The sequence below is a fragment of the Paraburkholderia sp. DHOC27 genome (assembly GCF_003429005.1).
GTDB lineage: Bacteria > Pseudomonadota > Gammaproteobacteria > Burkholderiales > Burkholderiaceae > Paraburkholderia.
This window is the reverse complement of record NZ_QVQV01000006.1, coordinates 54,152-67,680: the sequence shown is the minus strand read 5'-3', so window position 1 is coordinate 67,680 and position 13,529 is coordinate 54,152. Positions and strand designations below refer to the sequence as shown.

Sequence of the window (13,529 nt, the reverse complement as noted above, 5' to 3'; positions counted from 1 at the left end):
TCGGATGAGTATGAAGACCAAGCGGATTCTGGCAGGCGCGGTGGTGGCGATCGCCGCAGCGGGTATCGGTGCGTTCGCCAGCCACACCTTGTTCAACACTGCGGACGGCGGCGACGTCGCCGAAGCGGCGCAACCGGCCCCGCAAAATGCCGTTGCCCAGTTGTGGACCACCCCGGTCACCGACCCCAGCGGCAAGCCGCAGTCCCTCAATCTGTTCAAGGGCCACCCGGTCGTGGTCAACTTCTGGGCGTCGTGGTGCGGCCCCTGCGTCGAGGAAATGCCGGCGCTCTCCCAGTTGCAGCGTGAGTACGCGCATAAGGGCATCGAGTTCGTCGGACTCGGCGTCGATTCGGACAAAAACGTCCAGACCTTCCTGCAGAAAGTGCGTGTGGAGTATCCCGTTTTCGTGGTGGGCTTCGGCGGCGCGGACCTCGCGCGGGCCTTCGGCAATAATGCGGGCGGCTTGCCCTATACCGTGGTAATTGACGCGAAAGGCAACGTTCGGTCGACAAAATTAGGGCAAATCCAGCCGGCGGAACTGAAACGAACGCTCGACGCGCTTTAAATCTCAAATTGTCATACGTGTCAGTTGGCGGCAAAATACAGCCTGATTGCATGCTAATTGAGTAAAATTGTCCGAAGATACGCAGTCAGCCGGTCCCCGCCGGACCGTCAGGATCAAACCTGGCGCGCGTGAAACTAGACAAGTTTCTCTAATCAGCGCTAAAGTGCGCCCAATTCCACGGAAATAGAAGCGACCATGACGCGACTGCTGGTACTGCACGGCCCAAACCTCAACCTTCTCGGTACCCGGGAACCTGAGGTCTACGGTCGTGTGACGTTGCCGCAGATCGATCAGGCGCTGGCGGACCGCGCAGCGGACGCCGGCGTCGAACTCGCGTCGTTCCAGAGCAATCATGAAGGTGCGCTGGTAGACCGCATTCAGTCCGCGAGACTCGAAAACACCAATTTCATTCTGATCAATCCCGCCGCGTACACGCACACCAGCGTGGCTATTCGGGACGCACTGGCGGGGGTCGGCATCCCGTTCGTCGAGATACATTTGTCGAACGTACATCGCCGCGAGCCGTTTAGGCATCACTCGTATTTCTCCGACCAGGCAGAAGGCGTCATCTGCGGGCTTGGCTGGAAGGGATATCTGTATGCGCTCGAATTCGCGCTCGACCGGCTCGCCGCCGGCTCGTCGCGCGGCTGATTCCAACAAACCAGTTTTGCGCCGGCAGGCTAAGCCGTCGGCACTTCACGCATTGAAAGGGGATGCCCAATGGATCTACGTAAACTGAAGACTCTGATCGACCTCGTCTCTGAGTCCGGGATTTCGGAACTGGAAGTGACGGAAGGCGAAGGCAAGGTCCGCATCGTCAAGAATGCGCCGCCGGTTTACGTGCAGCCGTCCACCTCGTACGCGCCGCAGTATCCGCAGCAGGCACCGGCCGCCGCACCCGGCGCGCTCGACGCACCCGCCGCCGCACCGGCCACGCCCGCTGCCGTCGCGCCGCAAGGTCACGTGGTGACCTCGCCGATGGTCGGCACCTTCTACCGCGCACCGTCGCCGGGCGCCGATCCGTTCGTCCAGGTGGGCGACACGGTCAAGGAAGGCCAGACCATCTGCATCATCGAAGCGATGAAGCTCCTGAACGAGATCGAGTCGGACAAGTCCGGCGTGGTGAAGGAAATCCTCGTCGAAAACGGGCAAGCCGTCGAGTACGGCCAACCGCTGTTCGTGGTCGGCTAACGCGGCACGCATTGCGTTTGCCGTCCGTGCGCCTGTCCGTCTGAGGCGCACGACCGCTCTTCGCAGCGCCCATTGATGAGTCGAAAATCCGCTATGTTTGAAAAAATCCTCATTGCCAACCGCGGCGAGATCGCGCTTCGTATCCAGCGCGCCTGCCGTGAGCTCGGCGTCAAGACGGTCGTCGTCTATTCCGAAGCCGACAAGGAAGCCAAATATGTGAAGCTCGCCGACGAAGCCGTCTGTATCGGCCCGGCGCCTTCCAATCTGAGCTACCTGAACATGCCGGCGCTGATCAGCGCGGCTGAAGTCACCGACGCCGAAGCGATTCACCCCGGCTACGGCTTCCTCTCCGAGAACGCCGACTTCGCCGAGCGTGTCGAACAATCCGGCTTCACCTTCATCGGCCCGCGTCCGGAAACGATCCGCATGATGGGCGACAAGGTCACGGCCAAGCAGACCATGATCAAGACCGGCGTGCCCTGCGTGCCGGGTTCTGAAGGTGCGTTGCCCGACGATCCGAAAGAGATCGTGAAAATTGCCCGCCAGGTCGGCTATCCGGTGATCATCAAGGCCGCCGGCGGCGGCGGTGGCCGCGGCATGCGCGTGGTGCACACGGAAGCGGCGCTGGTCAACGCGGTCAATATGACGCGCGAAGAAGCCGGCCGCGCGTTCGGCAACCCGCAGGTCTACATGGAGAAATTCCTGGAGAACCCGCGGCACATCGAAATCCAGGTGCTGAGCGACTCGTTCCGCAATTCGATCTGGCTGGGCGAGCGCGATTGCTCCATGCAGCGCCGTCACCAGAAGGTGATCGAAGAAGCGCCGGCGCCGGGCATCGCACGCCGTCTGATCGACCGCATCGGCGATCGCTGCGCGGACGCCTGCAAGAAGATGGGCTATCTCGGCGCGGGCACGTTCGAATTCCTGTACGAAAACGGCGAGTTCTATTTCATTGAAATGAACACGCGCGTGCAGGTCGAGCATCCGGTCACCGAACTCATCACTGGCGTCGACATCGTTCAGGAACAGATCCGCATCGCGGCTGGCGAGAAGCTTGCATACCGTCAGCGCGACATCGTGTTCAAGGGACATGCCATCGAATGCCGGATCAACGCGGAAGATCCGTTCAAGTTCACGCCGTCGCCGGGACGCCTCACGTCGTGGCACATGCCGGGCGGCCCGGGCATCCGCGTCGACTCGCACGTCTACAACGGCTATTTCGTCCCGCCGAACTATGATTCGATGATCGGCAAGCTGATCGCCTACGGCGCGACCCGCGAGCAGGCCATCAAGCGGATGCGCATTGCGTTGTCGGAGATGGTGGTGGAAGGCATTCAGACCAACATCCCGCTGCACCGCGAGTTGATGCTCGACGCCAAGTTCGTCGAAGGCGGCACCAGCATTCACTACCTCGAAAACCGGCTGGCGGCAAAGCAGCAAGCCGCACCGGAAGAAGCGTAAGACATGAGCTACCGGGAATTGATCGTCGAGCTGGCGCGTGAGCACGCGGAGGAACTCTCCGACGCGCTGCTCGAGTTAGGCGCGTTGTCCGTGTCGGTTGAGGATGCGGACGCCGACACGCCTGACGAGCAGCCGCTCTTCGGCGAACCCGGTCTCACGCCTGATCGCACCGCCTGGCAGCGCTCGCGCGTAATCGCGCTGCTGGCGCCGGAACACGACCCGGCGGTGCTGCTCACCGCCGCCGCGAACGAACTGGGTCTGCGCCCTACCCCCACCTTTAGTCTGCGCGAAGTGGAGGAACAGGATTGGGTGCGGCTCACGCAATCGCAATTCGATCCGATTCCGATTGGCGAGCGCATCTGGGTGGTGCCGTCCTGGCACGATGCGCCTGATCCCGAAGCACTGGTGCTCGAACTCGACCCCGGTCTCGCATTCGGCACCGGCAGCCATCCGACCACGCGTCTCTGTATGGAGTGGCTCGAGCAGTCGGTGCAGCACAACCAATCGGTGCTCGACTATGGCTGCGGTTCGGGCATCCTCGCGATCCTCGCGAAGAAGTGCGGCGCGAATCCGGTCTACGGTATCGACATCGACCCGCAGGCGGTCGAGTCCGCGCGTCACAATAGTGAGCGCAACCGCGCCGAGGTGACCTACGGTTTGCCCGACGACTGTCCGGCTGGCGAGTTCGACATCGTAGTCGCGAACATCCTGTCCAATCCGCTCAAGCTGATGGCGTCGATGCTGTCGTCGAAGGTGAAACCGGGCGGCCGCCTGGCACTGTCCGGCATCCTCGCGCGGCAGGCCGACGAAGTGGCGCGGGTTTATCAGCAGTGGATCGACATTGGAGTCTGGCGTGAACACGAAGGCTGGGTATGCCTGACTGGAACACGTCGCTGAACGCCTGGCGAAAGCCATTAGAATAAGGCGTATTGTCCAACCAACGGGCCTCCGGCCATCCGGCTCAATATGCATCTGGCGACGCGCTGTCCCTTCTGCGAAACCGTCTTCCGGCTCCAACCGGCGCACCTCGCGCTGCGTCGCGGGCTGGTGCGATGTGGGCACTGCAACGAAGTGTTCGACGCATCGAGCAGCCTGTACGAAATCGAAGATGGCGCCGACTTCAGCACGGCAGCGCCGCTCTCCGCCGAAGCCGCCACCGCGTTGACCTCGGGCCGCGGCGTCAGCGCAAGTTCGGGCGCCGCTAGCGGCACGAACGCTGAGGGCGGCCAGAACGCCGGCACCGGCGATAACCCGGCGCAATACTGGCCGAGTTTCGGCAGGGATGCCTGGGACCCCTGGGCGCCGCCCCCTGACGCCGCCATCGACAACCGTCTCCTGCATAACGCCAACAACCTGCCGCTCACGCCAGTTGCGGCCGGCGTCGCTGTCACCCCCCGGCATGCGTACGAGCCTTCCGCGCCGCACGCAGCGGTGAACGAAGCCGCTGCGACGCATGACGAGCCGGTGTTCAGCGGCACCACCGACGCCCACGCGGACAACAAGACGCCGCCGGTCTGGCGGCCGAACACCCGCGCGGTGGACGACGAACCCGACCTGCAGGACGCACAGGCCGCAGCCGCCACGCTGCGCACCACGCCCGACTCCGAGCCGCATTTCGGCACGACGGAGGCGGCACCCGCCGCCGCTGCGGCCTCCCCGTTTGCCGCGCACCCGCCAGAGGACGACACCGATCCGTTCGCCGTGGTCCGCGAAACGCGCGCGCCGCCGCCCAGCCGGATTGGCTGGAAAATCTTCGGCTCGCTGGTCGCCTTGATCCTGTTCGTTGTGCTGCTGGCGCAGCTTGCCTGGTGGCAACGCGAAACCATCATGGTGTACTGGCCGGGCTCGCAGCCGCTCTACGCGCAGGCCTGCGAGCAGTTCAACTGTGACGTCACGCCGCCGCACGACATTGACGGCCTGCAGGTCGAGCCATCCGATTTGCGGCAGATCGACGGCCCGCACAAGCTCGAACTGAAGATGCCGCTGCGCAACCGCTACAACGTGGCGCTCGCCTATCCGGCCATCGAACTCACCTTGCTCGACAGTCAGAACAACGTCGCCGTGCGCCGCGTGCTGTTCCCGCAGGACTACGTAAAGCCTGGTACGCCGATCGCGGCGGGCCTGCCCGCACGCACGACGCAAACCATGATCGTGCATCTGGATACCGGCGACGCGATCGCCTCGAACTTCCGCGTACAGATTTTCTATCCTTGAACACAAGCGTCATCTTCATGCGCGCCCGGGGGTCTATCGGGCGCGTTCACCGTCAATCCCTGACAAATCTTCGGAGCACAACATGAGTCAAGTCACGCTGGGTGGTAACCCGATCGAAGTAAGCGGCACGTTCCCGACCGTTGGCCAGAAGGCGCCCGCATTCTCGCTGGTCGGCAAGGATCTGAAGCCGGTCACGCTGGCCGATTTCGCCGGCAAGCGCAAAGTGCTGAACATCGTGCCGAGCCTCGATACGCCGACCTGCGCCACCTCGACGCGCAAGTTCAACGAAGCCGCCGGCAAGCTGTCGAACACCGCCGTGGTCGTCATCTCGGGCGACCTGCCGTTCGCGGCATCGCGCTTCTGCACGACCGAAGGCATCGAAAACGTCTCGACCGCTTCGACGTTCCGCGGCCACGACTTCGCGAAGGCGTACGGCGTCGACGTGACGAGCGGCCCGCTGACCGGCCTGACGGCACGCGCCGTGGTGGTCATCGACGAGAACGACAACGTCGTGCACGCTGAACTCGTCGGCGAAATCAAGAACGAGCCGAACTACGACGCCGCGCTCGCCGCACTCAAGTAAGCGTCTCGCGCCTGCTCAAGCGCCGCGCCTCGTGCGCGGCGTTTTCGCATCTTCGCGCGCTTCTCTATTCGATCTCTACAGGACTACTCGCCTTGGCTACGCTCATTTGCGGCTCGCTCGCGTACGACAACATCATGACCTTTGAAGGCCGCTTCCGGGAGCACATCCTGCCGGAGCAGGTCCATATCCTGAACGTCAGCTTTCTCGTGCCGACCATGCGCCGCGAGTTCGGCGGCTGCGCCGGCAACATGGGCTATTCGCTGCACCTGCTCGGCGGCGATGCGCGCATCATGGGTGCGCTCGGCGCCATCGACGCGCAGCTTTACCTGGACCGCTTCGACCAGCTTGGTCTGTCGCGTGAGCATGTGCTGGTTCTGGAGGACACGTATTCCGCCCAGGCCATGATCACCACCGATCTGGAGAACAACCAGATCACCGCCTTCCACCCCGGCGCGATGATGCAGGCGCATCTGAACCACGCGGACGAAGCGAAAGACATCACGCTCGCCATCGTCGGGCCGGACGGCTACCAGGCCATGACCGAGCACGCCGAACGCCTCGCCGCAGCGGGCGTGCCGTTCATCTTCGATCCGGGCCAAGGTCTGCCGCTGTTCGACGGCGCAACGCTGCGCCGCATGATCGAGTTGGCCACCTACGTCGCGGTCAACGACTACGAAGCCAAGCTGGTGAGCGACAAGACGGGCTGGTCGGTTGAAGAGATCGCCGGCAAGGTCGAAGCGCTGATCATCACGCTGGGTGAACACGGCGCGCGGATTCACCATGCGGGCGGCATCGAAGAGATTCCGGTGGTGCCGGCCAAACAGATTCTCGACCCCACCGGTTGCGGTGATGCCTTCCGCGGCGGCCTGCTGTACGGCATCGAGAAGCAACTCGGCTGGGCCACCACGGGCCGTCTGGCGAGCTTGATGGGTTCACTGAAGATCGAGCAGCAAGGACCGCAGAACTACGCGCCGACCCGCGCGGAGATCAATGAGCGGTTCAAAGAGGCATTCGGGTACGACCTGCCCTAAGTGCTGTCAGTGCGACGAGGCAGTCGCATTGCGCGGGTTTCCAGCTTGGGCAAAAAAAATCCCGCCGCTGGAAACCCAGCGACGGGACGGTGATTGAGCAGCGTGAGTAACTTGAATAGCGAGGCTACTCAATCATCGGACACACCGAGGTGTGCCTAACCGCTTCGTCAGCTTCTTACGGACGGCTGCCGGTCGGGAACGGCCATGCTGCAGCCGGGTTCAACGCGGTCTTCACCGTAGCGGCCGGTGCTGCGCTGGTTGCAGTGGGAGCAGCCGGAGCCGGTGCAGCCTTCTTCGCTACAGCCTTCTTCGCGGGAGCAGCCTTCTTCGCAGGCGCAGCGGGGGCTTTCGCAGCCTTCGCGGGGGCCTTCGCAGCCTTCTTCGCAGGGGCCTTGGCGGCCTTCTTCGCAGGAGCCTTGGCAGCCTTCTTCGCAGGCGCCTTCTTGGCAGCGGCCTTCTTGGCGACCTTCTTCGCGGCAACCTTCTTAGCCGGTGCAGCCTTCTTCGCAGCAACCTTCTTCACTGCGACTTTCTTCGCTGCAACCTTCTTTGCTGCGACCTTCTTGGCCGGTGCAGCTTTCTTCGCAGCAACCTTCTTCACTGCGACTTTCTTCGCTGCAACCTTCTTCACCGCGACTTTCTTGGCCGCAACCTTCTTCACTGCGACTTTCTTTGCAGCGGCCTTCTTCGCCGGAGCAGCCTTCTTCGCTGCGACCTTCTTGGCGGGAGCTTTCTTAGCTGCTTTCTTTGCAGTTGCCATCATTTTCTCCTTCAGGTTTTCAGATGAGAGTCAGTTCAAACTACACCCTTCGTCAAAACCCGCTTCCCGCGGACGCTTCTCAGGGCGCGCGCTACGAAGCGGGCTATTCATCGGCGTACGCAGGTGCTGCGCGCTTACGCTAATGAATGCGGTAAGGCGCGCGGTGTCCTCGGACACCGCGCGCCAAATCTGGTCGGCGCTGGTTTGCAGCGCCGGCAATTGCTTGATCGAACCGCCGGCGGCAATGCCAGCGGCCTTTTCCGGGGGGAAGTTTGCCCAGCCCACTGAAGGGTTCGCAAAGTGCCAGTCATGTTCGTGGGCCGCGCGGTCACGCGGCGCACCGGGCACGCTCTGCATCAGGCAGTTAAGCTCCTAACCAAAATTGCCGTGGCCTTTGGCCATCGGCATCCCCATCGAATGATGTCGATTTGCTACTGCGGACACGCGCCGGATCACTCCCAGCTCAGTGCACCGCCGGTCTGATATTCAATGACTCGCGTCTCGAAGAAGTTGCGTTCCTTCTTCAGGTCGATCATCTCGCTCATCCACGGGAACGGGTTTTCCTCGTTCGGGTACAGCGGATCGAGACCGATCTGCTGGCAACGGCGGTTGCAGATGAAGCGCAGATAGCTCTTGAACATCGACGCATTGAGGCCGAGCACCCCGCGCGGCATCGTGTCTTCTGCGTAACGATATTCAAGGTCGACCGCTTGCTTGAAGATTTCGCGGATTTCCGCGCGGAACTCAGCCGTCCACAAGTGCGGGTTTTCGAGTTTGATCTGGTTGATCAGGTCGATGCCGAAATTGCAGTGCATCGACTCGTCGCGCAGGATGTATTGGTACTGCTCCGCCGCGCCGGTCATCTTGTTCTGGCGGCCAAGCGCCAGGATTTGTGTAAAGCCGACGTAGAAGAACAACCCTTCCATCACACAGGCGAACACGATCAGCGAACGCAGCAGCGTCTGGTCTGCCTCGACGGTGCCGGTCTTAAAGGCCGGATCGGTCAGCACATGGATGTAAGGGATCAGGAATTCGTCTTTCGCGCGGATCGAGGAAACCTCGTGGTACGCGTTGAAGATTTCGCCTTCGTCGAGGCCCAGCGATTCGACGATGTACTGGTAAGCGTGCGTGTGGATCGCCTCTTCGAACGCCTGGCGCAGCAGGAACTGACGGCATTCGGGCGCCGTGATGTGGCGGTAGGTGCCCAGCACGATGTTATTGGCGGCGAGCGAGTCGGCCGTGACGAAGAAGCCGAGGTTGCGCTTGATGATGCGGCGCTCGTCTTCCGTCAGCCCGTTCGGGTCTTTCCACAGGGCGATGTCGCGGGACATGTTGATTTCCTGCGGCATCCAGTGGTTCGCGCAACCGGACAGGTATTTCTCCCACGCCCACTTGTACTTGAACGGCACCAACTGATTGACGTCAGTCTGGCCGTTGATGATGCGCTTGTCGGCCACGTTCACGCGCGCTTCGGAAACAGCAGCCGGCGTGGCGTCAGTTCCGTGAGCAGCAGCGCGGGTCACTTCCGGAGCGACAGCGATGTCGTTCGCGAAGATTTCCTGAGCCGAGGGAGCTTGATGAGCGATACGCGTTGCAGCTTGCGTACCGACAGCCGATCCCGCAGCGTTGCGCAACACATTCGGTTGCGTAGCGCTCGAGGGAGTTACGGCAGTGATCTCGTCATCCCAGTTGAGCATAAATGTCACCATCAATTTAGAACGGTTTGTACCATCTTTTCACGAGCGATAAAAGAGTTCGTTCGTGAAAAATCCTGTTTTCGATTCGCGTTGCGACCTTCATACAACACTTTGGTCAACAGACTGTCTATGACGCGTCTCGTGAGGTGACCAAAACATGTGTTGTCGAAGTGCTTCGCTGTGTCGAGCATGCATCGTGTCGAAGTGATTTCGATGCACTGCAAACTGTGTTGCCTGGCTTCTATGTGTTGCCCTGGCTATTGCTGTTTCGTCAGCACCGAGCTGGCAAAGTTCAACGCCACGTTCAACGCTGCCAACGTCACATCAACTTCGGGTCTGGCGATTCGTGAGACGGAGCGGGCCGCGTGACCCGCTTGCTGAGCGCTCATGGCGAGCGCTTCGTGATGATGTCGTTGCGTCGTTGCTATTGCGTTGCTGTTGCGATGTTGCACGGTTGCTGCTCGAGATGCCCGGCGAGCGCCGGGCATCTGTTCAACTCTTACTGGCAAGCCTCGCACTCGTCGAAGCCGGGATCGCCAGGACGCATCATGCATACCGGACCATCCGCTTCAGGCGCGGCTTCGACAGCCGCGACGGGCGCCGCTGCGGTTGCTGCTGCCGCCTGCAGACCACCCGACGCAGCACCGCCTGCCACGCCGAAGCCACCTGCTGCGCCACCACCGATGCCACCCGCGCCACCTTCGCCGCCACCCGAGCTCACCGCGTTCAGCGCGCCGTGCGCCACCGTCGACTTCTCGACGTGCGTCGCCGCCATCGTGCGGAGGTAGTAGGTCGTCTTCAGGCCGCGCAACCAGGCGAGCTTATAGACCTCGTCCAGCTTCTTGCCCGACGCGCCACCCATATAGATGTTCAGCGACTGCGCCTGGTCGATCCACTTCTGACGACGCGAGGCTGCTTCGACGAGCCACTTCGGATCGACTTCGAACGCCGTGGCGTAGATCGCGCGCAGGTCGGCCGGGATGCGGTCGATGCGCGAGAGCGTGCCGTCGAAGTACTTCAGGTCGGCGACCATCACTTCGTCCCACAGACCGCGTGCCTTCAGGTCGCGCACCAGGTAGTCGTTGACCACCGTGAATTCGCCCGACAGATTCGACTTCACATACAGGTTCTGAAAGGTCGGTTCGATGCAGGCCGACACGCCGATGATGTTGGAGATCGTCGCCGTCGGCGCGATCGCCACGCAGTTCGAGTTACGCATGCCGTGCGTTGCGATGCGGGAGCGCAGTTCGGTCCAGTCCATCGACTGGCTCGAATCCACTTCCACATAACCGCCGCGTGCGTCGGCCAGCAGCTTCAGCGTGTCTTGCGGGAGGATGCCGCGATCCCACAGCGAGCCACGGTAGCTCGAGTAACGGCCACGTTCCTGCGCCAGTTCGGTCGATGCGTAGTACGCGTAATAACAGACTGCTTCCATCGACGTATCAGCAAACTTGACCGCTTCTTCCGACGCGTACGGCGTGCGCAGCAGGTGCAGGCAGTCCTGGAAGCCCATGATGCCCAGACCCACCGGACGGTGCTTCAGGTTCGAGTTACGTGCCTTGGCAACCGCGTAGTAGTTGATGTCGATCACGTTGTCGAGCATGCGCATGGCCACGCTGACCGTGCGCTTGAGCTTGTCGTGGTCGAGCACGAGCGTGCCGTCGGCTTGCGTCTTCAGGTGCGCGACGAGGTTGACCGAACCCAGGTTGCACACCGCGATTTCCGCGTCGCTCGTGTTCAGCGTGATTTCCGTGCACAGGTTCGACGAGTGGACGACGCCCACGTGTTGCTGCGGCGAACGGATGTTGCACGGATCCTTGAACGTGATCCACGGGTGACCCGTTTCGAACAGCATGCCCAGCATCTTGCGCCACAGTTGTGCCGCCGGAACCTTCTTGAACAGCTTGATCTCGCCGCGAGCGACCTTGTCTTCGTAAGCTGTGTAAGCTGCTTCGAACTCGGCACCGAACTTGTCGTGCAGATCCGGGCAGGTGGACGGCGAGAACAGCGTCCAGTCGGCGCCTTCGTGCACGCGCTTCATGAACAGGTCGGGAATCCAGTTCGCCGTGTTCATGTCGTGCGTACGGCGACGGTCGTCACCGGTGTTCTTGCGCAGCTCGAGGAATTCCTCGATGTCCAGGTGCCACGATTCCAGGTACGCGCACACCGCGCCCTTGCGCTTGCCGCCCTGGTTCACGGCCACGGCCGTGTCGTTCACCACCTTCAGGAACGGCACGACGCCTTGCGACTTGCCATTGGTGCCCTTGATGTGCGAACCGAGCGCACGCACACGCGTCCAGTCGTTGCCGAGGCCGCCGGCGAACTTTGACAGCAGCGCGTTTTCCTTCAGCGCTTCGTAGATACCGTCGAGGTCGTCGTCGACCGTGGTCAGGTAGCACGAGGACAACTGCGAGCGACGCGTGCCGGAGTTGAACAGCGTAGGCGTGGACGACATGAAGTCGAAGCTCGACAGCACGTTGTAAAACTCGATGGCGCGCGCTTCACGATCGATCTCGTTGAGCGACAGACCCATCGCGACACGCATAAAGAATGCCTGCGGCATTTCGATCCGCACGCCGTCGTGATGCAGGAAGTAGCGGTCGTACAGCGTTTGCAGGCCGAGGTAGCCGAACTGCAGGTCGCGGTTGTTGTCGAGCGCGGCGCCGAGGCGCTTCAGGTCGAACTGCAGCAGCTTGTCGTCGAGCAGCTCGGCTTGCACGCCGCGCTTGATGAACGTCGGGAAGTATTCGGCGTAGCGTTCGCCCATCTCCGTCTGCGTGACTTCCTCTTCGAGGATCTCGCGGCGGATCGTATGCAGCAGGATGCGCGCGGTGACCTGGCTGTATGCCGGGTCCTTTTCGATCATCGTGCGGGCCGCGAGAATCGCCGAGTCGTAGACCTGGCTCATCGGCACGCCGTCGTACAGGTTCTTGACCGTTTCCGCGACGATCGGCTCGGCGCTCACCGCGTCGCCGAGATTCGCACAGGCGGATTCGATGATGCCGCGCAGCGCTGCCATGTCGAGCGGACGCGTCACGCCGCCGTCCGTCACATTCAGACCCGGCGTGGTGCCCGACACTTCCGCGTCATGGCCACGCTCCTGGGTGCGCTTCTCGCGGTACAGCACGTAGGCACGCGCGACGTTGTGCTCGCCGCCGCGCATCAGCGCGAGTTCGACCTGATCTTGAATGTCTTCAATATGGAACGTGCCGCCGTTGGGACGGCTGCGCACCAGCGCGCGCACCACGTTCTGCGTGAGTTGCTCGACCAGTTCGCGCACCCGGGCGGATGCTGCGCCTTGACCACCGTTGACGGCCAGGAATGCCTTCGTCACGGCGATAGCGATCTTCGACGGCTCGAACGACACCACGCTGCCGTTGCGACGGATCACCTTGTAATCGGCGTAGGTCGTCTGCGGCGCGAGTGCCTGCGCGGCCTGTGCCTGGCCGCCGAAGTTCTGGCCACTAGGTGCGCCCTCGTACCGGGTCGTCACGTTATCGGTGGTTTGCATGTGCAAAGCTCCTGGTCCTGGAAGTGTGCGAAGAGAAATCGCGGATTAATACGACCGCTGCGCCGCCCCGAGCGCAAGCGTTGGTGTGCAGGAAAGAGACCGGCGTTGCCGGTTGGCGGGATGCGATGACGACGAAGCCTGATTCGAATCGTTGACGGTCTTCATCGTGCGTGTCGCGATCACTGGCTAAGCCCCTTTCCTCGATGCGTTGCAGTTACGGCCGGCCACTGCTGCCAACCTCCCCGCTGAATTATTTTTGGTGGTCTGTAATGCTTGCGGCGCCAATGCTGGAAGCGTGGGCGCCGCAGACTTATGCACTGACTTATACACTTGGTTATTCACACAGTTATGCACAGACACCACAAGATGTAGTGCGTAACTGGATTCGTGGCACCAAGTATAGTGGAGTTTCGGGACGCGTCAAATCGATTTATTTCACGCTGAAGGGTTGACATCCGGGTGACGCAGCGCAAACGCAACTCCCCGGAGAGCAAGGCAGCGCCTTGTTCTCCTCGC

Annotated in this window: 12 protein-coding genes; 8 read left to right on the top strand and 4 right to left on the bottom strand. The window is 62.0% G+C overall.

Annotation, left to right across the window (positions count from 1 at the left end; all coding sequences use genetic code 11):
- Positions 1-10: 10 nt before the first annotated feature.
- The 8 genes from D0B32_RS19010 to D0B32_RS18975 all read left to right on the top strand — a co-directional run bounded on the left by D0B32_RS19010 (position 11) and on the right by D0B32_RS18975 (position 7,045).
- Positions 11-565: a TlpA disulfide reductase family protein gene (locus tag D0B32_RS19010; RefSeq protein ID WP_117335847.1), complete on the top strand. Its 555-nt coding sequence runs from the start codon at positions 11-13 to the stop codon at positions 563-565.
- Positions 566-760: 195 nt separating this feature from the next.
- The gene (gene aroQ, locus D0B32_RS19005) at positions 761-1,216 is read left to right on the top strand and encodes a type II 3-dehydroquinate dehydratase (RefSeq protein ID WP_117335846.1); all 456 of its coding nucleotides are present in this window, start codon (positions 761-763) and stop codon (positions 1,214-1,216) included.
- A gap of 69 nt (positions 1,217-1,285) precedes the next feature.
- Positions 1,286-1,756 carry an acetyl-CoA carboxylase biotin carboxyl carrier protein gene (accB, locus tag D0B32_RS19000; RefSeq protein ID WP_117335845.1) on the top strand — a complete coding sequence of 157 codons (471 nt, stop codon included), beginning with the start codon at positions 1,286-1,288 and terminating at the stop codon, positions 1,754-1,756.
- A gap of 93 nt (positions 1,757-1,849) precedes the next feature.
- The gene (accC, locus tag D0B32_RS18995) at positions 1,850-3,217 is read left to right on the top strand and encodes an acetyl-CoA carboxylase biotin carboxylase subunit (protein WP_117335844.1); all 1,368 of its coding nucleotides are present in this window, start codon (positions 1,850-1,852) and stop codon (positions 3,215-3,217) included.
- 3 nt (positions 3,218-3,220) lie between these two features.
- On the top strand, positions 3,221-4,114 hold the full coding sequence (gene prmA / locus D0B32_RS18990; protein ID WP_117335843.1) for a 50S ribosomal protein L11 methyltransferase: 894 nt from the start codon (positions 3,221-3,223) through the stop codon (positions 4,112-4,114).
- A 69-nt stretch (positions 4,115-4,183) separates the two neighbouring features.
- Positions 4,184-5,431 carry a zinc-ribbon and DUF3426 domain-containing protein gene (locus D0B32_RS18985; protein ID WP_117335842.1) on the top strand — a complete coding sequence of 416 codons (1,248 nt, stop codon included), beginning with the start codon at positions 4,184-4,186 and terminating at the stop codon, positions 5,429-5,431.
- A gap of 82 nt (positions 5,432-5,513) precedes the next feature.
- Positions 5,514-6,014, top strand: a complete 501-nt coding sequence (tpx, locus tag D0B32_RS18980; protein ID WP_117335841.1) for a thiol peroxidase — start codon at positions 5,514-5,516, stop codon at positions 6,012-6,014.
- Between the two features lie 92 nt (positions 6,015-6,106).
- Entirely contained in the window at positions 6,107-7,045 is a 939-nt protein-coding gene (locus D0B32_RS18975; RefSeq protein ID WP_117335840.1) for a carbohydrate kinase family protein, read from the top strand.
- 175 nt (positions 7,046-7,220) lie between these two features.
- Here D0B32_RS18975 and D0B32_RS18970 read toward each other — a convergent pair whose 3' ends face one another.
- The 4 genes from D0B32_RS18970 to D0B32_RS18950 form a co-directional block, all read right to left on the bottom strand.
- A complete protein-coding gene (locus tag D0B32_RS18970; protein ID WP_117335839.1) occupies positions 7,221-7,805 on the bottom strand; it encodes a histone H1-like DNA-binding protein in 585 nt (194 codons plus the stop codon).
- 30 nt (positions 7,806-7,835) lie between these two features.
- Positions 7,836-8,162: a hypothetical protein gene (locus tag D0B32_RS18965; RefSeq protein WP_117335838.1), complete on the bottom strand. Its 327-nt coding sequence runs from the start codon at positions 8,160-8,162 to the stop codon at positions 7,836-7,838.
- Positions 8,163-8,257: 95 nt separating this feature from the next.
- The gene (locus D0B32_RS18960) at positions 8,258-9,502 is read right to left on the bottom strand and encodes a ribonucleotide-diphosphate reductase subunit beta (RefSeq protein WP_117335836.1); all 1,245 of its coding nucleotides are present in this window, start codon (positions 9,500-9,502) and stop codon (positions 8,258-8,260) included.
- A gap of 499 nt (positions 9,503-10,001) precedes the next feature.
- Positions 10,002-13,013, bottom strand: a complete 3,012-nt coding sequence (locus D0B32_RS18950; RefSeq protein ID WP_117335832.1) for a ribonucleoside-diphosphate reductase subunit alpha — start codon at positions 13,011-13,013, stop codon at positions 10,002-10,004.
- Positions 13,014-13,529: the final 516 nt, after the last annotated feature.

Excerpts from the sequence above, each read along its gene's own strand:
- accB (WP_117335845.1), top strand. The coding sequence starts at position 1,286 with ATGGATCTACGTAAACTGAAGACTCTGATCGACCTCGTCTCTGAGTCC.
- D0B32_RS18965 (WP_117335838.1), bottom strand. The coding sequence starts at position 8,162 with ATGCAGAGCGTGCCCGGTGCGCCGCGTGACCGCGCGGCCCACGAACAT.
- aroQ (WP_117335846.1), top strand. The coding sequence starts at position 761 with ATGACGCGACTGCTGGTACTGCACGGCCCAAACCTCAACCTTCTCGGT.
- D0B32_RS18970 (WP_117335839.1), bottom strand. The coding sequence starts at position 7,805 with ATGGCAACTGCAAAGAAAGCAGCTAAGAAAGCTCCCGCCAAGAAGGTC.
- tpx (WP_117335841.1), top strand. The coding sequence starts at position 5,514 with ATGAGTCAAGTCACGCTGGGTGGTAACCCGATCGAAGTAAGCGGCACG.
- accC (WP_117335844.1), top strand. The coding sequence starts at position 1,850 with ATGTTTGAAAAAATCCTCATTGCCAACCGCGGCGAGATCGCGCTTCGT.
- D0B32_RS18950 (WP_117335832.1), bottom strand. The coding sequence starts at position 13,013 with ATGCAAACCACCGATAACGTGACGACCCGGTACGAGGGCGCACCTAGT.
- D0B32_RS18960 (WP_117335836.1), bottom strand. The coding sequence starts at position 9,502 with ATGCTCAACTGGGATGACGAGATCACTGCCGTAACTCCCTCGAGCGCT.
- prmA (WP_117335843.1), top strand. The coding sequence starts at position 3,221 with ATGAGCTACCGGGAATTGATCGTCGAGCTGGCGCGTGAGCACGCGGAG.
- D0B32_RS19010 (WP_117335847.1), top strand. The coding sequence starts at position 11 with ATGAAGACCAAGCGGATTCTGGCAGGCGCGGTGGTGGCGATCGCCGCA.
- D0B32_RS18985 (WP_117335842.1), top strand. The coding sequence starts at position 4,184 with ATGCATCTGGCGACGCGCTGTCCCTTCTGCGAAACCGTCTTCCGGCTC.